Genomic DNA, 24,948 nt, shown 5'->3' on the forward strand with positions numbered 1-24,948 from the left:
GTGCAACTGCAAAGTTTTGGAGCGGCAATCCGCTGATTGGGAGCGAGTTTTCGAGATTTCGGAGCGAGATATGGGCGGTGATGCTTCATACGGAGCAGCTGCAGGATTTCGGAGTGTCTTCAAAATTTGGCCTGATTTTTTCGTGGTTCGGTGCAGCTTTCCCTGACCTGGTCCCAGCTTTTTAAATCCGACGGTTGCGCAATGATCTTTTTCTGATCGTTCATCATTCATAGAGTGGAAAACCCTATTTTCGTCATGAAATCTCAGATTGAATCATGGAACGACTGTATGGGTAAAAAAACTACTTTTTACATAACAGCTTAATACAACAGAAGCATGATGCTCCGATGAAACGACTTTATTTGTATTCTATCGAGGGCAGATTAATTTTTTTAAAATAAATAGTATGTTATATTGAAAATATGTGGTATAATAAATTCACTCAATGTTAACATTTTCTTCAAAAAAAGGGGTTAGGGCAGAAAATATGAAAGCGGTAACAGAAAAGGAGAGGTTTACGTGCGGCTTTTAAAAAATTTGACTTTTCAAGTGGTTGTAGCCATCGTTACAGGTATTCTTGTCGGCTTCTTCTGGCCGGGGCTCGGCAATCACTTGGAGGCGCTCGGCACAACGTTCATTAATGCGGTGAAGATGGTCATCGCACCGATTATCTTTCTGACGATTGTTGTCGGTATATCGAGAATGGGCAATATGAAGAAAGTCGGCAAGGTTGGCGGCAAGGCCTTAATCTACTTTGAGGTGGTGTCGACGGTTGCACTGATTATCGGGCTGATCGTTGTTCACATTCTGCAGCCGGGTTCGGGCCTGGATCCCGCCAAAATGCCGAGCGGCGACGTCTCCCAATTCACTCACGGCAGCAGCTCGGGAATGAATTGGGGAGAATTCTTCCTGAATATTATACCGAGCAATGTCGTTAATGCTTTCGCCCAGGGTGATATCCTGCAGGTTCTTTTCTTTTCCGTGCTGTTCGGATTCGGCCTTTCGGCTCTCGGCGAAAAAGGGCAGCCGCTCGTTGACTTTTTCGACCAGGTCTCCCAGGTTTTTTTCAAGATTATCGGGTATGTTATGTATGCGGCCCCGATCGGCGCATTCGGTGCCATGGCCTACACGATCAGCAGTTTCGGACTGCAGACGATCGCGCCGCTTATCAAACTGATGCTTTCCGTCTATGCGACCATGGCCCTGTTCATTTTTGTAGTCCTGATGTCTATCTGCAAGTTTGCCGGATTCAGCCTGTTTACTTATTTAAGATACATTAAGGACGAGATTCTGATTGTATTCGGAACCAGTTCGTCGGAAGCCGCGCTGCCGCGCATGATGGATAAACTGGAGCGGCTCGGCTGCGAAAAATCGGTTGTCGGCCTTGTGATACCGACCGGATACTCATTCAACCTTGACGGCACGTCGATTTACCTGACTATGTCCGTGGTTTTCCTGGCTCAGGTTTTCCACGTTCCGCTTGATCTCGGGCAGCAGATTGCCATTATCCTGATTCTGATGCTGACATCCAAGGGGGCCGCGGCGGTCACCGGCGGCGGATTCATTGTGCTGGCTTCAACATTGACTGCGATGCACGTGATTCCGATCGCGGGGCTCGGCCTGCTCCTCGGCGTCGACCGTTTCATGAGTGAAGCACGGGCGATCACTAATCTGATCGGTAACGGCATCGCCACCATCGTGGTTTCCAAAAGTGAAAAGGCGTTTGATAAAAAGAAAGAACAGCAAGCACTTTATGCCATGCGTCATCCGAATCTCGGCGGCATTTTTCAGGAAGAGCCGGTTACCCAGGTACAGAACGGACCTTTATCTTAAACAAACTTGACTTCACGTTCCTCCGCCGATATTATGAACTTGCACAAGAAGCGGTGCTCTCAAAAAAAACCGCAGAACGTGCAAGTTCTTTATTTTTCAGACGAAAAAAATGGGTGTCAATCTTTGGGGCGCTGTTTCGGGACTTTCTGACTCTCTGCTCCCGAGCGGTTTGGAACCCGGAAAGGAATTTCATTATGAAATTGAAAAATATCTTGCCGCTTATCCTTGCCGCTGTTCTTGCGACAAGTCTGTTCGGACCGGAAAAAGCGTTTGCCGACGCGGTCCCGGGAGATGTTGTAGTCACACTGGGTGCGGATCTGACACCTGCACAGCGTACGTCTATTTTGAACGAGATGAGTGTCGATCCGCAGACGACGAAAATCATCGATGTGACGAACAATGAAGAACACCAGTATTTGGATAAATACCTTTCGTCGTCCCAGATCGGAACAAGAGCGATCAGTTCGTCGAAGATCACCCTTGGTCAGTCGGGTTCCGGGCTGACGGCCAGCACAAACAACATCACCTATGTGACCAAAGACATGTACATCAGTGCGCTGGCAACTGCCGGAGTCAAAGATGCGAATGTCTACGTGACGGCCCCTTTCCCTGTATCGGGAACGGCGGCACTGACCGGCCTGATCAAGGCGTATGAGGTATCGACGGGGAAGGTCATCCCGGAAGCGAATAAGCAGGTTGCCAACGAGGAAGTCGTAACGACTGCCGAGCTTGGCAACCAGCCGGGTATCGGCAAAGACAAGGCGACGCAGCTTGTGACGGCCATCAAGGACAACATTGCTAAAAATGCACCGAAGTCGCGGGCGGACGTTGAAAAAATTGTCCGGGATTCCGCTCAGCAGGTCAATGTGAATCTGAGCGATGCCGATATTCAGAAGCTGGTGGATCTCTTTGACAAAATGAGAGGCCTGAATATAAACTGGAGTCAGGTCAGCAATCAAATGCAGCAACTGAAGGATCAGATCAGCCGAGTGGCCAATTCGAGCCAGACGAAGGGATTCATGGCTCAGGTGCTCAGCGCAATCGGGAGTTTCTTCAATGCAATCTTCAACGCGATTGCTTCTCTTTTTAAGTAAAAGTTTTGTAAAATCATGCAGTTGCTTTTTTCGAATCGGCATCATTTGTCAACATGGAATGATGCAACTGAAATTTTTAGTCTACGGCGGCCGATGCAATGGTCGCTTTTTTTAAACAGGTTTGCGAATATATAACTATAACTCGAAAGGCTGATAAAAAAGGCAGAGTTCAGAGAAACTGTATCAGGACGTCCGGAACGTGAAGAACGGCTCTATAAACGCTTCATGCTTGCCGGACGGGTTCATTTTGCCGGAGCCTTTCTTCAAGAAAGAAGACCAGCCTGGGGGATCGCCAATGAGCACGCTTATGGATCTTTTAAACAATTACGGTTATTTATTTTTGTTTTGTTCGCTATTTATTGAGATGCTTGCCCTGCCGGTCCCAAATGAGCTGCTGATGAGTTATGTGGGCTATCTGGCTTACCAGGGTAAAGTGAACTGGGCCCTTGCCGTTTTTTTCGGAACGCTCGGCTGCATCGCCGGGGTGACCGTGACTTACTGGCTGGGCCGGCATCTGGGTGCGCCGTTTTTTTATAAATACGGACGTTACATCCACATTCGCAAGGAAGGAATGGATAAATTTTCGCGAACATTCGACCGGTACGGAAAATTCCTTTTGCTCTTTTCGAGCTTTATTCCGGGTGTGCGCCATGTCATTGGCTACATGTCCGGTATAACAAAAGTTTCTTTCCGGGCGTATGCCTTATTTTCCTACTCCGGCTATTTTATCTGGGTATTCACATTTATCGTTTTCGGCAAGCTGCTGGGTCCGAAATACGCTCTGCTGGTTACCGCCTTCAAGAAATATTTCATCATATTGATGGCCGCTCTGGCTGGTCTCGTTATTCTCTATTACGTGATCCGCTACAATCTGAAATCAATTAAACACTGGACGATCGTCGCTTATAAAAGCCTTTTTACCAATTTTCAGTCGCGGTTAAGATTGAAGCTGCTGATTATGGGGGCGACCGTCGTTTTCGCTGTGCTCAATTCCGTTATGTTCGGATTAACGGATGATTTCTTCCATCAGAAATCCGTCCTGTTTAACCAGAACTGGATCATGATTTTTTCAGCTGTCGTTTCTCCGGAATGGTATGCTTTCTTCGAAAAATCGTTGTTTCTTTCGCACCTGGCGGCAATGATCGGGATCGGCGGTCTGACCTGTGCTCTGATCCTTCTGTTCGGAAAGCAGAAAAAGCTCGAAATGCAGATGTTCTTCTTTACGACGGTCGGCGGCATGCTGTTCGTTACCTATCTGCCGCAGCTGATCGGTAAATTGATCGGTTCCGTGACAGCGAGCGGCCTTCAGTTTGAACCGGACAGCCGGCTGATCATGGCATTTGTTCTGTACGGTTATTTTATTTATCTGCTTACCCGCTATACCAAAAATTATTGGCTCAAGATAACTGTCAACGTGCTCGGTATCTGCTTGTTGTTTACGACGGGTCTCGGTCCGCTGTATATGCAGTATCAGCTTCCGAGTGATTTGATGACCGATTATATCTTAGCGGGGATCTGGGTGAGCTTCATGATCATGTGCCTCGAATTCTGGAGGCTGATTCTGATTACCGATCGGCTCGCACGCAGCGAGTGGGAGCGTCGGACTCAGGAGAGATAAGAAACGGGGCTGTCCCGCGTGCGGGGACGGGCTGTAAAAGGAAAAATGCAAGAGCGGCAGATTGCACCTTGCATTTTGGCACGATGGGGAAGTATGAAATGAATAAAGGCCTCGTCAAAGACTTGGTATTGCCAAGTTTTTCTTTATACTTTAAATATCACATTGAGCGAGTGAAGGATAAACGGCTGAACCAAGACGCCGCGTCCTGTCCGGCCATTGCTGCTAAAGTTTAGCTGCGCCTGAGGGTCTGCCAACGCCGGATTCCCTTTATGCAAACTGGATGGAACTGGCCGCCGATAAAAACTGAGCCACGGCGTTTGCCGCATTTTTGGCGGACTGTCTCTGCTCGATACTGTAAGGCCGCATATTGGTACGCATGATATCCAGTGTCAGCGGATTGTTGAGCAGATCGATTAAGTGTTCAATCAGTTCCGAATGATCATTCGTCGCCACTGAAATGCCCGACGACAGCAAAAACTGAGTGTTATCCGCCTCCTGTCCGCCAAGAGGCCTGTAAATGATCATCGGAAGTTCGGATGCAATGGCTTCGGATACGGTCAGTCCGCCGGGTTTAGTGATTAACAGATCGGCTATGGCCATCCATTCGTTCATATTGTGCACAAAGCCTTCCACCTGAATATTGTGTTTTGCCGTCCGGCTGAACTGAGTAAACTGCTGAAAAATCTTTCGGTTCTGACCGCAGATGATCACAATCCGGACGTCCGGCTCTATTTTATCCAGCTGCCTGAGAATCGGCAGAAAATGGCCGAAGATACCGCCGCCGCCGCCCATTAAGAGCAGTACCTTCTGATGATAAGGGATATGATATCTTTCTTTTAATTCTCTTTTATTCTGCAGCCCGGAAAACTTAGGGTGAATCGGAATACCGGTGATCATAATTTTTTCCGGATCCACGTTCATGTCGATGAGCATCTGCTTGACTTCCTGGGTAGCGACGAGATAACCGTCCGTATACTGATTCACCCAGGTGCTGTGAACGGAATAGTCGGTGATGACGGTCAGCAGGGGCACGGATGTAAACCAGTCTGCCTGCTTGATCAGCGACATCATGACCGATGCGACCGGGAAAGTACTGACGATCAGATCCGGATGTTCTTCCTCAAGAGCTGAAATCAGCCGATAAACACCGACCCGATTCATTTTCTTAATCAGAGAAGAAGCAATATTATTTTTTTGTGTTTTTTTGTAGATGTAATGGTAAAGCGAGGGGAAATGAGTGACCCCGGATAAAAACGTGCGCTTTTCCAGTGAATCAAGCCTTGGAGGCGCTAAAGAAGTCACATCCAGTACGCGCGTACTGAATTGGGATGTATTTAAATCCAAGGCTTTTGCCAGTGCATGAGCCGCCCGCTTATGACCGGTTCCGTATGATCCGGTTAAAATGATCACTTTCGCAATAGCCACGATCAAACACCTCGTCAGTTTAAAGTTCCTGTTATTATATCCAACCTGTGAGCAGTTCAGTTTCAAGAATTCAGTTGCGCAGAACGTGAACCCAATACTTCAAGTATTCGTGCATTGACTCGGCTATGTGACTTTTTCAATGACCCGGGGGAAAGACCGGACCGGTCCTGCGGTTCCAACAAATGCACTCCATGAGATGAGCCGGCCGCCCGGCTCATGGCTCCATCCGCCGTTTGCCCGGCACCGGTCTGACAATCCGGGAACGCGTCCGGGCTGTCCATGCCCGCTGTATGTTTCAATATACCCTTCGGAACGAAACGGTGCAAGCTCATCACGGAAAGAAGCCCTGTAAAACATTATAAAACTTTTATTATGAAATAAAAACGAAACAAATAGATTCCGAGAAAACAATACGCGGGTTCTGAAAGGGAAAAAATTTCTCCGGACAATTCCGTAAATGCGTGCGTTAAATATAGTATAAAGCAAATCATCGGAACTTGTCTGCCCTTTTCATAACTGAAACGCTTTTAAGGATGACCGACCCAGGCACGGGCTTCTTGATTTTTTCCCGGTAAATCCGGCCCCCCGGACGATCTGCCGTCCTTTCAGCTTTTTACGTCAGCCATGCCTTTAATATTTCATCATCAATAGTTTTCCTATATAATAACGATTGAAACGAGCGGTGATTAGAACGAAACAGAACAGCCGTAAAAAGAGGCCGGCCGCTCCGCCTGATATCGGCGGCACGACGGTTCGGGCAAAGAGGACAACCGTCAGCGGCGGAGGGTACCGACGATTTAGAAAAAATATAAATAAAAACGGCCTGTCCGCCATATCTATAAGTACAGGCCGATCGTTATCTGTCCCGGTTCCCCGCTTCCCCGCGGCTGATTGACGTATGATCGATTTCTTTAATAAAAAAAGAGGCGATGGCAGATGTATCGTCTGCTGCAGGCAGTGTGGACTGTTTTTCTGATATTTTTAGCATGGCTTACCGTTTACGGTATTATTCCGACTTTATCGATGCGTATGTTTTTTTTCAGAGGTTCGGCCGGGATAAAAAACGGACGCGGGAAAAAAATGGTCTGCCTGACATTTGACGACGGGCCGGATGCCCGCTACACGGCCCGGCTGCTTGACGTTCTGAAAAAGAATCAGGTGCAGGCCACCTTTTTCGTTGTGGGGGAAAGGGCGCTGAAAAATCCCGTTCTGCTCAAGAGAATGAAAAATGAGGGACATTTAATCGGCATACATCATTACAATCATTTCAGCAATTGGTTTCTGACGCCGAACGGGACAAGAAAGCAATGCAGGAAGGCGGCGGATGCTGTTGCGTCGATTACCGGGGAGCGGCCGGTCTATTACCGTCCGCCCTGGGGCCATATCAACCTGCTCCTGCCCTTCACGGCGAGAGGCCTGCATGTGGTTTTATGGTCGGCCATTCTTGGAGACTGGCGTAAAGCCTTAGGAGAAGAACGCCTGAAGAAAAGGATTCTGAATCATATGCACGACGGTGCGGTGATCTGTCTCCATGATAATGGCGAGAATCCCGGCGCCAACCGCGATGCGCCGACAAATACGATTGCTGCTTTGAACGAAATTCTTCCGGACGCCCGGCACCGCTACGATTTTGTGACTGTCGGCGAATTGTTCGAACGGGAGCACGCCAGGCAAAGAAACAAGAGACTCTCATAAGGAAACGACCGAATGAGCCAAGGTTTTCAGAAATTAAATTTGTAGCAAAGAGGTGTTCTGATGTCCGGCAAGAAAAACGAGTTTCAGAAAGCAGAAAAGGATCTTGAAAGCCGAAATAGGAAGAGGCGCATCGTCGTTTTCAGCTCGGTGATTGTAATTGTACTCATAGCCGCAGTCATCGCAATGATTTACAGAGGCCAGCTGGAGCGTGAAGCGAAACCGCAGAAGAAGCAGGCAACGCACCGCACAGAGCAGGCTACCGCCATTAATTATAACGGACAGCCTTTTATCGGGAGCAGCAATGCTCCGGTCAAGGTCGTTGAATTTGCGGATTATCGCTGCCCTTACTGCAAACAGTTCGAAGAAAACGTCGTGCCTCAGCTTGAAAAGAACTACATCGACACGAATAAAATCAGCCTGTATTTTATTAATTATACGATTCTCGGTCCGGGTTCCCAGCTGGCGGCTAATGCCGCAGAAGAGGTTTTTCATCAGAATCCGAAAGCTTTCTGGGCTTTTCATGACGCCCTTTTCAAGGCGCAGGGCGACGAAAATAGCGAATGGGTGACCAAACAATTACTGACCGACATCGCCAAACGGACCGTTCCGTCTCTTGACCTGAAGGCCTTCCAGAACGCGCTCGACACGGAATCGAATAAAAATGTGATTGCAAGGGACAATCAAATGGCCGAAGAACTCGGTGTTCCCGGGACGCCGACTGTTTTTGTAAATGGTACGATGATTGACGGGGCGCAGGATTACACAGTGTTAAAACAGGCTATCGATCAGGCACTCAATAATAATAAACAATGAGTATTTTCTCAGAGCCCGCGCATTCCGGCCTTAATAGGGCGGGGGATGCTTTTATCTGTGCACGGCGGTGATCTTTTGAAAAGCAATCTGCCGGTGTGAGCAATGAAATTACTCCTCCGGAGAGCAATTTACTGGTACACGCCACGGGATGCCCCTCTGAAAGGCAGCTTACTGGTAAGCGGCGGGACGCTCCTTTAAAAGTCAGTCTACCGGTTGGGTAACGAAAAGTCTTCTCCGGAGGGCTTGTGATGTACGGACGGACGTAAAATTTTCGGAGACGGCTATTTTTCTTCCGTCTGCTGTGTATTCATATGATCGTGCCGAAAATCATCGGTCAACGCAGTATATCACGAGTAAATGGTTTTATCATCGGTAAACTTCAGAATATCGACAGTAAAGTGCGTGAAAACAACAGCGAAGCGCAAGGAATCAGTAAACGGTCTGAAATCAATAAATGAAAATTGCCAGAATTACTTTTAACCGGCACCGGCTGCTTTCTTCAGCCGGCATGACGATCATCCTGAAGCTTTGCTGCGTGATTGAAGCCTTGGATCGCAGATGAGTGGTACGAGAAATCATCAGTTAATAAAAAATAACTGATTTGAGCGGGAGGATGTCCTGTCATCTGATTGTAAAGTATGCAATCCGGCCTATTGTCATATTAGTAAAAGAGATTATGAACGATGGGGGGAGACATCGATGTATTACGGGAGCGCACTGACGAAAAGTGTGGCCGTTGCTGCAACCTTCACTTCTTCTTTCTTTCTGCTGCCTCAGTATGCCGCTGCACATTTAATCAGTGACGACGGTTTGATCCATAAGGGAATGCAAAGCGAGGATGTCAGAACAGTTCAAACAGTTTTGAAAGCAACCGGAGATTATTCATTGAAGCCGACCGGTTATTTCGGCAGTGCCACTGAAAAGTCCGTCAAACAATTTCAGTTGAAGAACGGATTGTCCGCAGACGGAGTGGTGGGAGTCCGGACGAAACAGGCACTTGCCGTTCTGATTCACAAGCAGATCGGCCTTCTTGATCGGGGATCACAAGGAGAGTATGTAACCTATCTTCAGCAGTATCTGAACCGATTCGGCTTTTACAGCGGAAAAATCGACGGATACTTCGGGCCGATTACCGAGCAGGCCGTCGTTACCTTGCAGAAGAACACGCACATAGCAGTCGACGGCATTGTCGGACCGCAGACATGGGGAAGTATAGAGAAGCTGGATGAGGAGCGGTCCGAGTCTGAAACCGGCAGCCTGACCCGGCGGCAAGTGCGGCAGGCTCCTTCCGTGCACACGACCGTTCGCAGTGCCGCGGCTTCCGGAACAAAGCCGGTCACGACAGTCAAAGAATTTTATGCGAACAGCACGGCTTACACGGCGAAGTGTTCCGGATGTTCGGGGGTCACAGCAACAGGCATCAACCTTCTGAACAATCCGAATGCGAAGGTTGTAGCCGTCGACCCTTCTGTCATACCTCTTGGTACGCGATTATACGTGGAAGGCTACGGCTATGCGGTGGCCGGGGACACAGGCGGAGCCATCAGAGGACTGAAAATCGATGTTTTTTTCAACAACAACACGGAAGCACTGCAGTGGGGGAGGCGCACCGTGAAGGTCCAGGTGTTGAAGTGATCCGCCGGAAGGACGCCGGCGGCTGTTTAAAAACGGCCTGAGAAGTTTGAACTGAACCGGAAAACGAAGTGCATCAATCGGCATGATGCGGCCGTCCTATCCTTGCTTTTATCAACTATAGGACGGTTATTTCTTTGGAAATGCCATCGCACCGAGGAACGCCCGAACAAGCCGCACGAATCGCGTAAAAAAACAGGTTTCCGGCCGCTTTCTGCCGGAAACCTGTTACATATGAGCTTGAGCCCTCCCGGATTCTGTGCTACGATGTTCTTCAACAGAAAAGAGAGGATCCGTTTCATGATTTTCAGTTACGGAAAGAAGGCAGTGTTGTGATCATCCACAATGTGATGGAAGAAGCAGTGGAGGATATTCTGGATAAGCAATGGGAAAATCTGGCGGTATCCTGTCATTGTCCGGAGTGCAAGATGGATGTACTGGCACTGAGCCTAAACCGGCTGAAGCCCCGCTATGTCAGAAATCAGGCCGGCGGTATGTACGCGAAGGCGGATCTGATGACGGAGCAATCCAGGGCTACGATACTTACGGCGATTGTCGAGAGTTCAAAGGTAGTTTCCGCCTGCCCCCGTCATTCCGGGGGAATGATTCAAAAATAGCGGATACAGGAAAGATATGCTTCATATCCTTGCCATATAGAGCTGAATGGATTTAAGGTGCAGGCTTTTTAATATTACTTATGATTGACCGGGAAACCGGATTGAATCGAACGTGCTGTCATTGATCAAAAAAGCTCCCGCTTGCCCGCGGAACGCAGCACCGATATGCCAATATAAAGAAGGAAATGTCTGCCTGCAACAGGGCCAACCGGCCGGCCATCGGATTGTGCAGCATTCAGCCGGTCAAAAGGCAACCCGCCGGCGGCCTGTTTTATACAAATCGGGAAACATAAAAAGCAGGGAATGGGTACAAGAAAAGCCAAGGCTCAGCTGTCGCTGATCCCTGGCTTCGTCAGGCTTTTCTTTATCTATTTTTGAAAAAGTCGCGGTTAAGCTGAATGTATTTCTGTTCGCTTTCGGGGACCTCGTCCTCCGGATAGATGGCTTCAACCGGACAAACGGCCTCACAGGCGCCGCAATCAATGCAGACGTCGGGGTCGATATACATTTGTTTTTCACCTTCAACGATGCAATCAACCGGGCACGTTTCGATACATTCACCCGCTTTCTCATTCTGACAAGCCGAAGTAATGACAAAAGCCATAAAATGATCTCCCTTCAAAATAAATAAAATGTCGAGCTACTGTCCTAAGTATGACGAAATTCCGGGTGAAATTCAATCAAAGAGAGGACCCCGGCGCTATATTTTTCGCTTCCGGCAGTCCGTTTATCGGGTCGGGGCGTTGATAAACAAGATCGGTGCCAGCACAAATCCCGAGAGGAAACCGCTAAAGTGGCCGAGCACATCGACGTTGGGATCGGCAAACGAGCTGATCATGCCGACAAGAATCATAACGATAATGATAATCCGGTCCGGGCGGGAGACCAGATGACCGCGGAAAACAATCAGATAAAGATAGATGCCGAGCAGCCCGAAAACAGCGGCGCTGGCGCCGTAATGACTGTATCCGGACGATTGCAGAAGCAGGTCGGCGACATTGCTGGCGATGCCCGTTCCCAGAAATGCGGTCAGAAACCGCCATTTTCCGAGCATTGTTTCAAGCGCAGGGGCAAAAATCAGGATGGAGAAGGCGTTGAAAAGAATATGAGGGAACGTGACGTGCAGGAAAACCGGTGTGATCAGTTCCCACCAGGCTCCCTGCAGAATGGCGGCATTTGAACCTACCGTGTATTGGAAGAACTGGTAGGCAAAAAACGGAGCGATTCTCCACGTTCCGGTAATTAAAAGCATCAGATAGATCGCTATGTCGACTGCCAGAATGAGAAAAGTGACAGGATAATGTTTCAGAAAAACTTTAAAAGGCTCATTTCGGATAAACACGTTCCGGCCGACCTCCTTAAAAAATGATCTTCCATTAAGTATAGGGTAAAATGGATGACAGTGGTAGTGAAAGAGAAATTTTATCTGCCGGCCGGTGCTCGGGCCGGATCATGACAGGATGAACAGCCGGGACGGAGAGAAAAGTTTAAAAAAGCCGTGACCGGTTTTTCCGGCTGAATCCGAAAGATTGAGATGGCGGAGGACAGATATGATTACGGGTATCGGTATCGATGTTACTGAAATAAAGCGAATGACGAAACATATTGATGATCAGGCGTTTATCAGCCGTATTCTGACCCCGGAAGAGCGCAGACAGTTTTCTCTTCTTGGGGCCAAACGAAAAGCGGAATTTCTGGCCGGCCGATTCTCGGCAAAAGAGGCTTATGCGAAAGCGAAGGGGACAGGCCTCGGTGCAAATCTGTCGTTTCAGGATCTGACGGTTCTCGACAATTCGCTCGGGCGTCCGGTTATGAAAGACAGGACATCTCCCGGCGCGGCGATCCATATCTCGATCACGCATACGGATACCGCCGCCGCGTCGGTGGCAGTTATTGAAAGCCCGTCATGCTAGTCTGCATAATTACAGACTTTGTCTCATATAGTTTATTACGCTGGGAGGGACTATTGTGCACGTCGTATCGCGGAAAGAGATGCAGGCCATTGATCGTTATACCATGGAGCAGATCGGGCTGGGAGGGCCGCTGCTCATGGAGAATGCGGGACAGGCGGTTTTTGCGGAGCTTGCCCCCGAACTGAAAAAGGGAGAGAAAGTGATTGTCATCATCGGCAAGGGGAACAACGGCGGCGACGGTTTTGTCGTTGCCCGGCAGCTGCTCGACAGCCGGGCCGTTCATGAAGAAACTTGGCTTCTGCCCGATCCTGAGAAAGTGACGGGAGATGCGGCTTATCACATGAATGCTTACCTGGCTGCCGGGGGAACGGTCCGCCGGGTGACGGAAGACGCAGAAGCTTTCGCAGCCAGCGTCGGACAGGCGGATCTGATTATCGACGCCCTGCTCGGCACAGGCATTCACGGGACGCCTTATCCCGATTATCTTCAAGTGATCGGACTGATCAACCGCTCCGGCGCCCGGGTCGTTTCCGTTGATCTTCCGAGCGGAGTATCGGCGGACGGGGAACCGTTTGCACATGAGTGCGTCAATGCCGATCTGACCCTGACGGTCGGGTGCCCGAAGCTGGCACAGTTTGTCCGGCCGGCTGCTCGGCACTTCGGCGAAGTCCGGACCGTCCGGATCGGCATTCCTGAATCGGCCTTCAAAAACCTGGACATCAAGAGAAAGGTATGGCAGGAAGAAGATATCGTGCGGACTTTGCCGAGACGCGATCCTTTTTCACATAAGGGATCCCACGGGAAGGGCCTCCTGATTGCCGGTTCGCCGCAAATGTCCGGCGCGGCTTTCTTCGCGGCTAAGGCGGCGCTTCGCTCGGGTATCGGGCTGCTGAAGGTCAGTGTCCCCGATCAGGTGCGTCCGGTCATCGCCGCACTGCTGCCGGAAACGATGTATATGCAGCGGCAGGCTCTCGATTTTCAAGGATTGTCGGGGCTTGCCGTCGGTCCGGGACTCGGGCGTGAACCGGAGCAGGCGGTGCTTGTGAGGCGCGTACTGGAATACGGGGAAATTCCATGTGTCATTGATGCGGATGGAATTTACCATTTAAAAGGCATGCTGGAGCTGCTTCGTGAACGCCGTGTACCTGCCGTCCTGTCCCCGCATCCGGGGGAAATGGCTCACCTTCTGGATTTGTCCGTTAAAGACGTGGAAGAAAACCGCTTTAATATGGCGAGGGCTTTCGCGGAGAAATATCACGTTTATCTTGTATTAAAAGGAAAAAACACGATCATTACGGCGCCTGACGGCGAACAGGCCGTCAATACAACCGGGAATGCGGCACTGGCAAAAGGCGGATCCGGGGATGTACTGACAGGCATTATCTTTGCTTTCCTGCTCCAGCATCGGCGGATGATGGACGCGATCTGCAACGCCGTTTATCTTCACGGTGCGGTTGCCGACGACCTGGTGCGCACCGGCCATTCCATGCTGGACGTCCTGGCGTCGGATCTGATCGAACGGATTCCTCCCGTTCTGCATCGGCTTTACCATGACGCGATGTGCTAGTATAGAATCCCTCCTTTGTCACCGAATAGAGGCAAAGGGGTTGGATACGAATGAAAAGATGGTCGGCTGCAGTGTTTGCTTTAGTCCTGATCGTTTCTATTTTATCGGGGTGCGGGGCAAAGTCGGAAAAAGACGTTGTTCAGGATCTCAGCAAAAAAATAGAGAACATCAACAGCTATCAGACGGACGCGACGATGACTTTTCAGCATAACGGAAAAAAACAAACGTATCAGGCGCATATTTCCTTTCAGAAACCATACTACTACAGAGTGGCACTTAGTGACGGCAACAAGGGCAACAATCAGATGATTCTGCGCAATTCGGACGGCGTTTTTGTGCTGACACCCGAACTGAATAAAAGCTACCGGTTCGAGAGCAACTGGCCGAATAACCGCAGCCAGGCCTATCTCTACCATTCCCTGGCCAAGGACATCCTGAATGACCCGAATCCCGGTTTTACGGCAAAAGAGAATCAGTATGTTTTTAATACAAAAACCAATTACAACACAGCCCAGCTGTCCAATCAGCAGATCGCTCTGAATAAAGATCTGACTCCGGTGAACGTCCGGATTCTGGACAAAGATCAGAATATTATTGTGACGGTGGTTTTCAAAAATTTCAAAGTGAATCCTTCTCTTGACAAGAGCATTTTCGATGTGAACAAAAATATGACGGCGGCGCGGATCGGGCAGACGAAGGCAGCCCAGGCGGCTGCGGAAACCTTTAAAGTGCAATATCCGACGGCGCGGATTTCCGGTTCGACCCTGTCATCGATGACGCCCGAGACAACGCAGGCCGGGGAAAAATATGTACTCAAATACGGCGGACAGAAGCCCTTTACACTCATTGAATCAAAGAGTTCGGCGGCGGCATCCGATGTACCGGTACTTGCCAGCGGCGATCCGGCCAATCTCGGATTTTCGATTGGATCGGTGAACAACAATACCCTCACCTGGTCTTACGGCGGCACGGATTATTTTCTTGCTTCCGATAAGCTGACGCAGGATGAGCTGATTACCGTTGCACAGTCCATGAACGGAACGGTCGTAAAGTAAAACAAGTCATCAGACAAAAAAGCGGATGCTTCTGCCGCCCCCGGCAGAGGCTCTTTTTGTACTATGAGGAGGGTTTAAAATTGAGCGGATTATAGTATAAGTGCAACTAAGCCTCTGGCTTCGCCTAAAGGCTTGCCAATCGGCAAGTTTTCTTTATATGAGGAAGTAAAAATGCCATGGCCGTCTCCGTCCTCCGCAGCAAAGGCTTTGCCTGTGCCGGGACCTAATAAGGCCGGATTTTTTATCTGAAAAAAGCAGATGAACGGATTGTCAGCCGTCTTCCGTTTTCCGCCGAGAAGTGATTAAATAGAAAATGGATTGTTGCCGGGGGCAGATCCGGATAAAATAGGATTTATATGTTTAATTAGGGCTTTATTTCCAGAATATATAAAATATAAAGGCTGGGGACGGAAAATGGAAACGTCTTTTTTCAGAGAAACATGGGCCGACATTGATTTGGACGCAGTTGCGGACAATGTCGCGAACATGAAAAAAAGGATTCCCGAAGATACGGCGCTCATGGCGGTGGTCAAGGCGAATGCCTACGGCCACGGGGCCGTTTATGTAGCTGAAACGGCTCTTGAAAACGGAGCGGAATGGCTGGCGGTAGCGCTGCTTGATGAAGCGCTGGCGCTTCGGAAACACGGAATCGAGGCGCCCATACTTGTCCTTTCGCCGATCCGGCCCGAAGATGCCGGACTGGCGGCTAAGTATCATATTTCACTGACCGTGTTTCAGAAAAAATGGCTGGAGGAGGCTTGCCGGACTTATCGTTCCGAGGAACCGGTGTTTCTGCACATTGCCTGCGACACCGGCATGGGCCGGATCGGCATCCGCAGCCGGCAAGAGGCGGAGGCACTGGCCGGAGAGATCGGCAAAGACAGGCGGTTTGTGGCCGAGGGGCTGTTTACTCATTTTGCGACAGCGGATCAGAATGACGAAACGTATTTCAATGAGCAGTACCGGCGCTTTGAAACGATGATCGACTGGTTTTCCGACCTGGGTATTCATCCGTCGCTGATTCACTGCGGCAACAGTGCCGCGACACTGAAATATCCGGCCGAGAAACGCCATCTTTTCAATATGGTCCGGTACGGCATATCCATGTACGGGCTGGCCCCTTCGCCGGAAATGGCTGCGAAACTGCCTTTTAAGCTGGAGCGGGTGCTTTCTCTCCACAGCCGTCTGACTCATGTTAAAAAGGTGAAGGCCGGATCGGCAATCGGCTACGGGGCGACGTACCGCACGGAAAACGACGAGTGGATCGGAACCGTGCCGATCGGCTATGCCGATGGCTGGCTGAGAGCTCTGTCAGGATCGGATATCCTCATCGGCGGCATCCGCTGCCCGATTGTCGGCCGCATCTGCATGGATCAGCTGATGTGCCGCCTCCCCGCTTCTTTCCCGATCGGCACAAGAGTCACACTGATCGGCGAAGACGGCAGCGACGAAATCACGGCCGACCAGCTTGCTGAAAAATTGCAGACGATCAATTACGAAGTCACCAGCATGATCCATCCGCGCGTTCCGAGAGTCTTCTGGAAAAACGGGAAACGAATCGGCTCCATAAACCCTGTTCTTGCCGATCGTTAAAAAGGATAGCGGCAGGACGCTGAAAAACCGGTTCCGGCAGACTGAAAAAAGGCATCGGAAGCGCGCTGCCTGCGTTTTTCTACAAAAAAGTTAAATTTTATAAAAAATAAGAGACAAAACTCGATTTTTGCCGGAAATTGCTTTGCAAAACCATTTTGAGAATGTTAAGATAAAGCCTAGAAACGAAAAGAGACTTTCTGACGAAAGTGGTGGGGGTGCAGGCATGTCCGAATCGAAATTGAAACAAATCATGCTCAGTTTACCGCAGCATTTGCTGAATGAAATAGACGGAATCGCCAGTCAGGATAAAATGAATCGCAGTGAGTTTCTCCATCGTGCTATCAGAATGTATTTACGTGAACGAAACAGAGGCCATGTTCGCGAGATCATGCGTCAAGGCTATATGGAAATGGCAAAAATCAACCTGAACATTGCTTCGGAGGCATTCCTTGCTGAAGAGGAGGCAGAGATTACTCTGGAACGCCTAGTTAGCGGGGTGTAAAGGAGTGATTGTTAAGCGCGGGGATGTATACTTTGCGGATCTTTCTCCTGTCGTCGGGTCTGAGCAGGGCGGTGTCCGGCCGGTGCTCATTATCCAGAACGACATCGGCAATCGCTTCAGCCCGACGGTTGTTGTAGCAGCGATTACCGCCCAGATTCAAAAAGCAAAACTTCCGACTCACGTGGAGATTGATGCAAAGCGCTATGGCTTCGACCGTGACTCTGTTATCTTGCTGGAACAAATCAGAACCATTGATAAACAGCGTCTGACAGATAAAATCGCCCATCTGGATGAAGAGATGATGGGGCGGGTCAATAAGGCCATACAGATCAGTCTCAGCTTGGTTGACTTCTAGACTTCTCAGCGGCATTGCATGCACCCTCGGGAAGAGAACGGACAGAGACATTTTTCCGGTAAGACGGAAAAATGTCTCTTTTTCTATTTTTCTGTATTTTATCGCCAAAAATTTGCCTTGCCTGTACCGGCATGAAATAATAATCAATAAGATCATGTTTTTGGTTTTGCAAAAAGGGCGGCTGGCTGTCGGAAAATGTAAAAATACACGCAAACTGTGCCCGGTGTTTGATCGGGACCGACGGGAGGGGCAGGAAAGGATGGATCATAACGAACGCCTGATTATGTATAAAATCATGCTGACCCACTACATCGCGCAGCGAAAGGAGACAGTCCTTCAAAGAGGGCAGAAACTGAGCCGTAAAATGATGGAAAACGGCGTGACGCCGGATGATGTCATCGGCGCACATATCGATGTGGTCAGCCGGATGATCGGGCCCGTCGATGAACGGATTGCGGCTTCGCTTGAATTTCTGATGGAAGTGATGGCCGGCTACGGTGCCGACTATCGCGAATACCAGAGCCTCAAAAACCGTCAGAAACAATTGGACACGGAAATCGACATTGCGGCCGATGTTCAGAGGGCGCTTCTGGAAGGGACGGTCCCCGACTGTTCTTTCGCGGACATCGGCGTTTTCAGTGAGCCGGCCAAGAAAATGAGCGGCGATTATTATCAGTTTGTTCAAGGCGAAAACGGTGTCCTCGGCGTAGCAGTGGCCGATATCGTCGGAAAGGGAATCCCTGCGGCAATGTGTATGTCGATGATTAAATATGCGATGGACAGCCTGCCTGAAAACCGCCAGGGCCCGCCGGGCGTTTTGGCCAGCCTGAACCGCGTTGTTGAACGGAATGTGGATCCGAGCATGTTTATCACGATGTTTTACGGGGTCTATGATCCCGTCGGGCGTACTTTCTCATTCTCATCCGCAGGACATGAACCCGGTTTTTATTACACGTCGGCCTGCGATCGATTCGACGATCTGGAAGCCCGCGGGCCTGCACTCGGGCTCTCGCCCAAAACAGGGTATACGGAATACACGAAGCCTGTGGCGGCGGGAGACATGATCATTCTGCTGACGGACGGGGTGACGGAGAGCCGGATCGACAATGAATTTATCGGACGGAAGAGGCTGATTGCCCTGATTCGGAGATACATGAATCTGCCCGCGCAGGAACTGGCTGAAAAAGTTTTTTATGAACTGGAGAAAATGCAGGATTTTGAATTACATGATGATTTTACATTTATTGCCGTGAAATTTTGAGTTTGCGGTCCACAAGAAGCGGGTAATGAATATTTAAAGCACTTGCGAATTCGGGAGGTTGACAATGAACATTTGTGTTGAGCGCCGGAAAATGGCGGACAGGCTGTTTTTTGTTACTGTCAAAGGAGAAATTGATGTCTACACGGCACCGGATCTGAAAAAGGAACTGCTTCCGCTGACGGAAATCAACGGGGCCGGCGTTACACTTGATCTGAGCGGGACTGTTTATATTGACAGCACGGCGCTCGGCGTCATCATTGCCGCACTTAAATCCGCCGCACGCCATCACTGCCGGTTTTCAGTTGCCGGCATGTCGCCGCGCGTGGAGCGCCTTTTCAACATCACGGGACTGATGGAAATATTAAAAAGAGAAAAAATCGCCGAGGGGGACAATTGATTAATGGACAAAACAGTGGATATCATCAAACTGACGATTCCCGCGAAGCCCGAGTATGTCTGCATCGCCAGACTGGCAAGCTCCGGAGCGGCATACAGACTGGGCTATCCTTTTGATGATATCGAGGATATTAAAATTGCCGTCTCGGAGGCCTGCACAAACGTGGTCAATCACGCTTATAAACACTGTGCCGCAGGAAACATACAGATCATGATTGAATGCCGCAAACATTCGCTGAGCATCACGGTCATAGATACCGGAAACAGCTTCAATCTTCAAAAAGTACTTAAAGGGCTCAGGCCGCTTGATGCTTCTATGTCTTTAAATCAGGTAAACGAAGGAGGGATGGGGCTTTTCTTGATCGACTCGCTGATGGACGAGGTCACCATCAGCAGCGAGTTCGGCGTCGTTGTCAAGATGATCAAGTTTCTTAAAAGAGACGGGGTGGAGCGTAGTGCCGACAAAGTCTCAACAGCAACAGAATGACATTCAGCAGATATTAGCCTACCAGAAAGATCCCGGCAATGAATCTCTGCAGAACAAGCTGATCAGCCGTTATGAAAATCTGGTCGGAGTGCTTTCGAATAAATTTGCCGGAAACAGGGACGTGCGCGAAGATCTGTTTCAGGTGGGGATGATCGGCCTGATTTCCGCACTGAAACGATTCGATCCGGTTTACGGCCGCAGTTTCGAATCGTTTGCCGTTCCGACAATCATTGGCGAAATTAAGCGCTACATCAGGGACAAGACATGGAGCGTTCATGTGCCGAGGCGCATTAAGGAACTCGGACCGAAGATTAAAAAGGCGGCGGAAGAGCTGACAAACAATCTGCAGCGTTCGCCGAGAATAGAGGAAATTGCCGAGGCAGTCGGAGAAAGCGAAGAAAGTATCCTGGAGACAATGGAGATGACCCGAAGCTACAACACTCTTTCGGTGGATTCGCAGATTGAATCCGATGCCGAAGGAGGAACCGTCACACTCCTTGATATCGTCGGAAACCAGGATAAAGGCTATGAAAAGATAAACAAAAAAATACTTCTTGAAAAGGCGTTCCGGGTTTTAACGGATCGTGAAAAAGAAATAATTGTCTGCACATACTTTGATACTTTGAGCCAGAAGGAAACCGGAGAGCGGCTGGGGATTTCTCAAATGCATGTGTCGCGTCTTCAGCGAAGGGCTTTGCGGAAACTCAGAGAGACTTTTTCCGGGGAAGGCTCTGAAAAATTAGCTGAATTATAAATTTCTTGAAAGAATTCAGAAAGTAAAAACCGACCCGGATCCGGGCGCAACATTTCCGAATCGAAACGGTTGCCTTTAGATTTGCGGCTCCGGCCGCCGGCAGCATTGAATCGACGAATGACAAACCGAACTGTCCTTCATTGGCCCAGTACCGGGCTTGCGGAAAGGGCTTTTTTTTATTCGCTTTTAAAACGGAAAGATGAAACCGAAAGGCATGTGTTTCTGCTATGATAATAGGGAAGAGGGGGAGCCGGGAAGTGGAGGATATATATCTACATATTGCGAAAGATCTGGGGATTGCCACGAATCAAGCTGAACAGGTGATCCGTCTTTTGGGGGACGACAACACGATTCCTTTCATTGCCCGTTACAGGAAGGAAATGACCGGAGGGCTTGACGAGGTTCAGATAGAGCAGATTCAAAACGCCTATGTTTACAGGCAGCAACTGGAAAAGCGGAAAAAGGAGGTCATTGCCCGGATTGAAGAGCTTGGCAGCATGAATGAACACTTAAGACGAAAAATCGATCATGCCGCCAAATTGCGCGATGTCGAAGACCTTTATCTGCCTTACCGGCAAAAGCGGAGAACGAGGGCGGCCGTTGCCCGGGACAGAGGACTTGAACCGTTTGCCGGCTGGCTGACAAGCCTTCCCGGAGCGTCTGTTGAAGAAAGGGCGGCACAATTCATATCTGAAAAAAAAGACCTTTATACCGTCGACGATGTTATCCGGGGCGCCCGGGACATTGTGGCGGAACGTCTGGCCGCCGCCCCCGACCTGCGTGCGCTGGCGCGGCGGGAAACATTCGCCCGGGGCGTGCTTCTTGTCCGGGCGGGGAAAAATAAAGACCGGGACGAGAAGCGAGTGTACGAAATGTATTATGAGTATCGGGAGCCGGCCAAAAAGATCGCGCCGCACCGTATTCTGGCGATTAATCGCGGAGAACGGGAGGGCATCCTGAGGGCGGCGGTTGAGGCACCGGCAGACAGGATCGTGCCGGCTCTTAAACGGGCCCTTATCAAAGGAAAGAAAACATCCGCAGTGGGCATTCTTAATGACTGTGCCGAGGATGCCTACAAAAGGCTGATCGCACCCGCCGTTGAACGGGAACTTCGCCAGGAGCTGACTGAAAAGGCGGAACGGCAGGCCATTCATATTTTTTCGGAAAATCTCCGCGGCCTGCTCCTTCAGCCGCCGATAAAGGAAAAGACGGTACTCGGCGTTGATCCGGCCTACAGGACCGGCTGCAAGCTTGCAGTGGTTGATCCGACCGGCAGGGTACTCGACATATCGCTTATCTATCCGACGCCCCCCAGGTCCGAGATTGAGTCCGCACGCCGAACGGTACTGTCACTGATTGATAAGTATCATGTGGACATGATTGCAATCGGTAACGGAACGGCATCCCGTGAAACCGAAGCGTTTATTGCGGAAACTTTAAAAGAGGTTCGGAGCAGAACGGTCTATTATGTGATTGTCAATGAGGCAGGGGCGAGCGTGTACTCCGCCTCTGCGGCGGCACGGCGGGAATTTCCCGGACTGCATGTCGAGGAAAGAAGCGCCGTTTCGATCGCCAGGCGGCTTCAGGATCCCCTCGCCGAACTGGTTAAGGTCGATCCCCAATCCGTGGGTGTCGGTGAATACCAGCACGACGTGTCGCAAAAAGAACTGAATGAATCACTCGGCTTCGTCGTTGAAACGGTTGTGAACAGGATCGGCGTCGATGTGAACACGGCGTCTCCGGAACTGCTCTGCTACGTGGCGGGCCTGTCGAAAACGGTTGCTGCCAATCTGGTTGCGGAACGCGGCCAAAGAGGGAAATACGACAGCCGCGAGCAGCTGAAAGAAGTGCCGCGTCTCGGAATCCGCGCTTTCGAACAATGCGCCGGTTTTCTGAGAATAAGCGGCGGAAGCGAACCGCTCGACAATACGCCGATACATCCGGAAAGTTATGCGGAAGCCAGAAAACTTTTAAAAAAAATAGGCTGCCGGATGGCGGAGATCGGCTCGGAAAATCTGAGGAACAGGCTTGAAGCCCTGAATATTCCGCAAACAGCTGCCGAACTTGCAATCGGAGAGCCGACGCTCAAGGATATGATTGAAGCCTTGATCCGGCCGGGCCGCGATCCGCGCGAGGATGTCAGACAGCCGATTCTGAAAACAGACGTACTGGAATTGAAAGATCTGCGAAAAGGCATGAGGCTTGAAGGGACGGTCCGCAATGTTGTGGATTTCGGTGCTTTTGTGGATATCGGCGTGAAACAGGATGGACTTGTTCACATTTCAAGGCTTTCCGAACATTTTGTCAGGCATCCGCTTGACGTTGTCAGCGTCGGTCAAATCGTCACAGTCTGGATCGATGGCATTGATCTTGAAAAGGGACGGGCTTCTTTAACGATGATCGATCCGCAAAAGAAGATGTGAACGTCTCCTGCATATCAGCCTGCAGCGGGAGAATGCAGCGGCTTTGATACAGAGCTTCATGAATAACATTTTTCGGAGAGGACGGGCGTCATGACTGACGAAGAACTGCAGAAACTTGTGCAGCATGTTTCAATCGAAAGTTTCCATCTCCCGTTCCGCCACCAAGCGGTCTTTAATCCAAGGCTGAGAACGACGGGAGGACGCTATCTCTTAAGCAGCCATTGTCTGGAGTTCAATAAGCACCAATTGCTGCATTTCGGAATAGAAGAATTTATAAAAATCATTAAACACGAATTATGCCATTACCATCTGCATCTGGGCGGGGGCGGCTATAAGCACAGAGATTCCGACTTTAAAAAATTGCTTCGGCAGGTCGGTGGATCCAGGTATTGCGGAGCGATTCCCGGAATGGGCAATTCTTCAGTTTTGCAATACATCTATCATTGCCGAAGATGCGGGGCCTCGTTTATCCGAAGAAGGCGCCTTGATACAAGGCGATATGTCTGCGCTGCATGCGGCGGAAAGATTCAATTAATGAAGCGGGAAAAACGTGCTGAAAGAAATGATCGGGAAAATGAACAAAAGGGTTGACGTGGTCTTGGGTTTTGTGCTAAATTAGTAAAGTCGTCAAAAGGACGAGAAAGAAGAAGAATGCTGTTAGGGCTTGATTGACAAATTGGTGTAAGTAGTGTAAAATTTCCTCTGTTTTTGTAGGAAGACCACTTATTCCACAGTAGCTCAGCGGTAGAGCAATCGGCTGTTAACCGATTGGTCGTAGGTTCGAACCCTACCTGTGGAGCCATGGAGAAGTACCCAAGCTGGCTGAAGGGGCTCCCCTGCTAAGGGAGTAGACGGTGTAAATCGTGCGAGGGTTCGAATCCCTCCTTCTCCGCCATTATTTTGCTTTTTTATTGTGGCCCGTTCGTCAAGCGGTTGAGACGCCACCTTTTTACGGTGGGTTTGTGGGTTCGAGTCCCGCATGGGTCACCGTTAATGCATTACTTGATTGGATTGCGCGGACCCGCGGTGCAGTGGTTAACTGCCATGCGGGAAATCGTCAGTTCAAGTCCGATTGGGTCCGTCATTATTGGACGGTATGGAAACTTAACAACGTGCCTTGTTTTATATAGGTTTTTGGCCCATAGCCAAGTGGTAAGGCAGCGGTTTTTGGTACCGTCATGCGCTGGTTCGAATCCAGCTGGGCCAGCCACATGAGCCACTAGCTCAGGGGTAGAGCATCTGACTTTTAATCAGAGGGTCGAAGGTTCAAATCCTTCGTGGCTCATTTTCAGCGGGTGTGGCGGAATTGGCAGACGCGCTAGATTTAGGATCTAGTGTTTGGCGACGTGGGGGTTCGAGTCCCTTCACCCGCACCATATTCATTATTATGCGGTCGTGGCGGAATGGCAGACGCGCTAGCTTGAGGGGCTAGTGGAGGCAACTTCGTGGAGGTTCGAGTCCTCTCGACCGCACCATTTTTATTTATTATGCGCCCTTAGCTCAATTGGATAGAGCGTCTGACTACGGATCAGAAGGCTGGGGATTCGAGTTCTCTAGGGCGCACCATATCGGGAAGTGGCTCAGCTTGGTAGAGCATCTGGTTTGGGACCAGAGGGTCGCAGGTTCAAATCCTGTCTTCCCGACCATATCGTCGCGCGGGTGTAGTTTAGTGGTAAAACAAGAGCCTTCCAAGCTCTGGTCGTGGGTTCGATTCCCATCACCCGCTCCATTATATCTTTATTTATAATGGGCCTGTAGCTCAGCCGGTTAGAGCGCACGCCTGATAAGCGTGAGGTCGGTGGTTCAAGTCCACTCAGGCCCACCATTTATTTTCCAAATGGAATGTTCCTTGAAAACTGAACAAAAGCCAAGCGCAATTGAGAAGGGGCCCACCCTTCAATCAATTCAAACAGCT

23 protein-coding genes and 11 tRNA genes are annotated in these 24,948 nt (G+C 49.9%); 30 read left to right on the forward strand and 4 right to left on the reverse strand.

All coding sequences use genetic code 11. From position 1 onward, the window contains the following. The coding region (locus Q6A92_RS15550; protein WP_332238651.1) for a hypothetical protein at positions 1–231 on the reverse strand (231 nt) is incomplete at its 3' end. A 288-nt stretch (positions 232–519) separates the two neighbouring features. On the opposite strand from Q6A92_RS15550, the gene Q6A92_RS15555 reads away from it, so the two are divergent. The 3 genes from Q6A92_RS15555 to Q6A92_RS15565 all read left to right on the forward strand — a co-directional run bounded on the left by Q6A92_RS15555 (position 520) and on the right by Q6A92_RS15565 (position 4,545). Continuing rightward, entirely contained in the window at positions 520–1,833 is a 1,314-nt protein-coding gene (locus tag Q6A92_RS15555) for a dicarboxylate/amino acid:cation symporter (RefSeq protein WP_274402073.1), read from the forward strand. A 194-nt stretch (positions 1,834–2,027) separates the two neighbouring features. Continuing rightward, positions 2,028–2,927, forward strand: a complete 900-nt coding sequence (locus Q6A92_RS15560) for a DUF1002 domain-containing protein (RefSeq protein ID WP_274402074.1) — start codon at positions 2,028–2,030, stop codon at positions 2,925–2,927. Positions 2,928–3,222: 295 nt separating this feature from the next. Next, positions 3,223–4,545: a VTT domain-containing protein gene (locus Q6A92_RS15565; RefSeq protein ID WP_274402075.1), complete on the forward strand. Its 1,323-nt coding sequence runs from the start codon at positions 3,223–3,225 to the stop codon at positions 4,543–4,545. Between the two features lie 267 nt (positions 4,546–4,812). Here Q6A92_RS15565 and Q6A92_RS15570 read toward each other — a convergent pair whose 3' ends face one another. After that, positions 4,813–5,970 carry an MGDG synthase family glycosyltransferase gene (locus Q6A92_RS15570; RefSeq protein WP_332238652.1) on the reverse strand — a complete coding sequence of 386 codons (1,158 nt, stop codon included), beginning with the start codon at positions 5,968–5,970 and terminating at the stop codon, positions 4,813–4,815. 936 nt (positions 5,971–6,906) lie between these two features. Between Q6A92_RS15570 and Q6A92_RS15575 the strand changes: the two genes are divergently transcribed. The 4 genes from Q6A92_RS15575 (at position 6,907) to Q6A92_RS15590 (ending at position 10,727) form a co-directional block, all read left to right on the forward strand. Next, positions 6,907–7,665, forward strand: coding sequence for a polysaccharide deacetylase family protein (locus Q6A92_RS15575; RefSeq protein ID WP_332238653.1), 759 nt, complete (start codon positions 6,907–6,909; stop codon positions 7,663–7,665). A 60-nt stretch (positions 7,666–7,725) separates the two neighbouring features. Next, the gene (locus Q6A92_RS15580) at positions 7,726–8,478 is read left to right on the forward strand and encodes a DsbA family protein (protein WP_274402078.1); all 753 of its coding nucleotides are present in this window, start codon (positions 7,726–7,728) and stop codon (positions 8,476–8,478) included. Between the two features lie 699 nt (positions 8,479–9,177). Further along, positions 9,178–10,113, forward strand: a complete 936-nt coding sequence (locus Q6A92_RS15585; protein ID WP_274402079.1) for a peptidoglycan-binding protein — start codon at positions 9,178–9,180, stop codon at positions 10,111–10,113. 329 nt (positions 10,114–10,442) lie between these two features. Beyond that, positions 10,443–10,727, forward strand: a complete 285-nt coding sequence (locus tag Q6A92_RS15590; RefSeq protein WP_274402080.1) for a late competence development ComFB family protein — start codon at positions 10,443–10,445, stop codon at positions 10,725–10,727. 364 nt (positions 10,728–11,091) lie between these two features. Here Q6A92_RS15590 and Q6A92_RS15595 read toward each other — a convergent pair whose 3' ends face one another. Together Q6A92_RS15595 and Q6A92_RS15600 are read right to left on the reverse strand one after the other, a co-directional pair. Further along, entirely contained in the window at positions 11,092–11,331 is a 240-nt protein-coding gene (locus Q6A92_RS15595; RefSeq protein WP_188802592.1) for an indolepyruvate ferredoxin oxidoreductase subunit alpha, read from the reverse strand. Between the two features lie 123 nt (positions 11,332–11,454). Further along, positions 11,455–12,069, reverse strand: a complete 615-nt coding sequence (locus Q6A92_RS15600) for a rhomboid family intramembrane serine protease (protein WP_332238654.1) — start codon at positions 12,067–12,069, stop codon at positions 11,455–11,457. 208 nt (positions 12,070–12,277) lie between these two features. Between Q6A92_RS15600 and acpS the strand changes: the two genes are divergently transcribed. From acpS to Q6A92_RS15715, 23 genes are all read left to right on the forward strand, one after another. Next, positions 12,278–12,640, forward strand: a complete 363-nt coding sequence (gene acpS, locus Q6A92_RS15605; protein ID WP_274402082.1) for a holo-ACP synthase — start codon at positions 12,278–12,280, stop codon at positions 12,638–12,640. Positions 12,641–12,695: 55 nt separating this feature from the next. Further along, entirely contained in the window at positions 12,696–14,207 is a 1,512-nt protein-coding gene (locus Q6A92_RS15610) for an NAD(P)H-hydrate dehydratase (RefSeq protein WP_274402083.1), read from the forward strand. A 50-nt stretch (positions 14,208–14,257) separates the two neighbouring features. Then, a complete protein-coding gene (locus Q6A92_RS15615) occupies positions 14,258–15,262 on the forward strand; it encodes a LolA family protein (protein ID WP_332238655.1) in 1,005 nt (334 codons plus the stop codon). 414 nt (positions 15,263–15,676) lie between these two features. Beyond that, positions 15,677–16,855, forward strand: a complete 1,179-nt coding sequence (gene alr / locus Q6A92_RS15620) for an alanine racemase (RefSeq protein WP_332238656.1) — start codon at positions 15,677–15,679, stop codon at positions 16,853–16,855. Between the two features lie 223 nt (positions 16,856–17,078). Further along, a complete protein-coding gene (locus Q6A92_RS15625; RefSeq protein WP_274402086.1) occupies positions 17,079–17,357 on the forward strand; it encodes a CopG family ribbon-helix-helix protein in 279 nt (92 codons plus the stop codon). A gap of 4 nt (positions 17,358–17,361) precedes the next feature. Continuing rightward, on the forward strand, positions 17,362–17,712 hold the full coding sequence (locus Q6A92_RS15630; RefSeq protein WP_188802599.1) for a type II toxin-antitoxin system PemK/MazF family toxin: 351 nt from the start codon (positions 17,362–17,364) through the stop codon (positions 17,710–17,712). A 259-nt stretch (positions 17,713–17,971) separates the two neighbouring features. Next, complete coding sequence (locus Q6A92_RS15635) at positions 17,972–18,973, forward strand: SpoIIE family protein phosphatase (RefSeq protein WP_332238657.1); 1,002 nt, start codon at positions 17,972–17,974, stop codon at positions 18,971–18,973. Positions 18,974–19,037: 64 nt separating this feature from the next. Next, positions 19,038–19,370, forward strand: coding sequence for an STAS domain-containing protein (locus Q6A92_RS15640; RefSeq protein WP_274402088.1), 333 nt, complete (start codon positions 19,038–19,040; stop codon positions 19,368–19,370). A 3-nt stretch (positions 19,371–19,373) separates the two neighbouring features. After that, a complete protein-coding gene (gene rsbW, locus Q6A92_RS15645) occupies positions 19,374–19,856 on the forward strand; it encodes an anti-sigma B factor RsbW (protein WP_332238658.1) in 483 nt (160 codons plus the stop codon). Further along, complete coding sequence (sigB, locus tag Q6A92_RS15650; protein WP_274402090.1) at positions 19,825–20,610, forward strand: RNA polymerase sigma factor SigB; 786 nt, start codon at positions 19,825–19,827, stop codon at positions 20,608–20,610. The genes rsbW and sigB overlap by 32 nt, the downstream gene beginning before the upstream one ends. Positions 20,611–20,837: 227 nt before the next feature. Next, the gene (locus Q6A92_RS15655; RefSeq protein ID WP_443029740.1) at positions 20,838–23,033 is read left to right on the forward strand and encodes a Tex family protein; all 2,196 of its coding nucleotides are present in this window, start codon (positions 20,838–20,840) and stop codon (positions 23,031–23,033) included. A gap of 90 nt (positions 23,034–23,123) precedes the next feature. Beyond that, positions 23,124–23,624, forward strand: a complete 501-nt coding sequence (locus tag Q6A92_RS15660; protein WP_332238659.1) for a SprT family protein — start codon at positions 23,124–23,126, stop codon at positions 23,622–23,624. A 136-nt stretch (positions 23,625–23,760) separates the two neighbouring features. Beyond that, positions 23,761–23,835: transfer RNA gene (locus Q6A92_RS15665), tRNA-Asn, on the forward strand. 1 nt (position 23,836) lies between these two features. After that, positions 23,837–23,928: transfer RNA gene (locus Q6A92_RS15670), tRNA-Ser, on the forward strand. Between the two features lie 20 nt (positions 23,929–23,948). After that, positions 23,949–24,020, forward strand: a tRNA-Lys gene (locus Q6A92_RS15675). A 148-nt stretch (positions 24,021–24,168) separates the two neighbouring features. Beyond that, positions 24,169–24,243, forward strand: a tRNA-Gln gene (locus Q6A92_RS15680). Between the two features lie 3 nt (positions 24,244–24,246). Then, positions 24,247–24,318, forward strand: a tRNA-Lys gene (locus Q6A92_RS15685). 6 nt (positions 24,319–24,324) lie between these two features. Further along, positions 24,325–24,409: transfer RNA gene (locus Q6A92_RS15690), tRNA-Leu, on the forward strand. 13 nt (positions 24,410–24,422) lie between these two features. Beyond that, a tRNA-Leu gene (locus Q6A92_RS15695) sits at positions 24,423–24,508 on the forward strand. Between the two features lie 14 nt (positions 24,509–24,522). Then, positions 24,523–24,599, forward strand: a tRNA-Arg gene (locus Q6A92_RS15700). A 3-nt stretch (positions 24,600–24,602) separates the two neighbouring features. Then, a tRNA-Pro gene (locus tag Q6A92_RS15705) sits at positions 24,603–24,679 on the forward strand. Positions 24,680–24,688: 9 nt separating this feature from the next. After that, a tRNA-Gly gene (locus tag Q6A92_RS15710) sits at positions 24,689–24,762 on the forward strand. Positions 24,763–24,781: 19 nt separating this feature from the next. Beyond that, a tRNA-Ile gene (locus tag Q6A92_RS15715) sits at positions 24,782–24,858 on the forward strand. The last annotated feature ends 90 nt before the right edge of the window (positions 24,859–24,948 follow it).

This window comes from Sporolactobacillus sp. KGMB 08714 (assembly GCF_036598985.1).
Lineage (GTDB): Bacteria > Bacillota > Bacilli > Bacillales > Sporolactobacillaceae > Sporolactobacillus.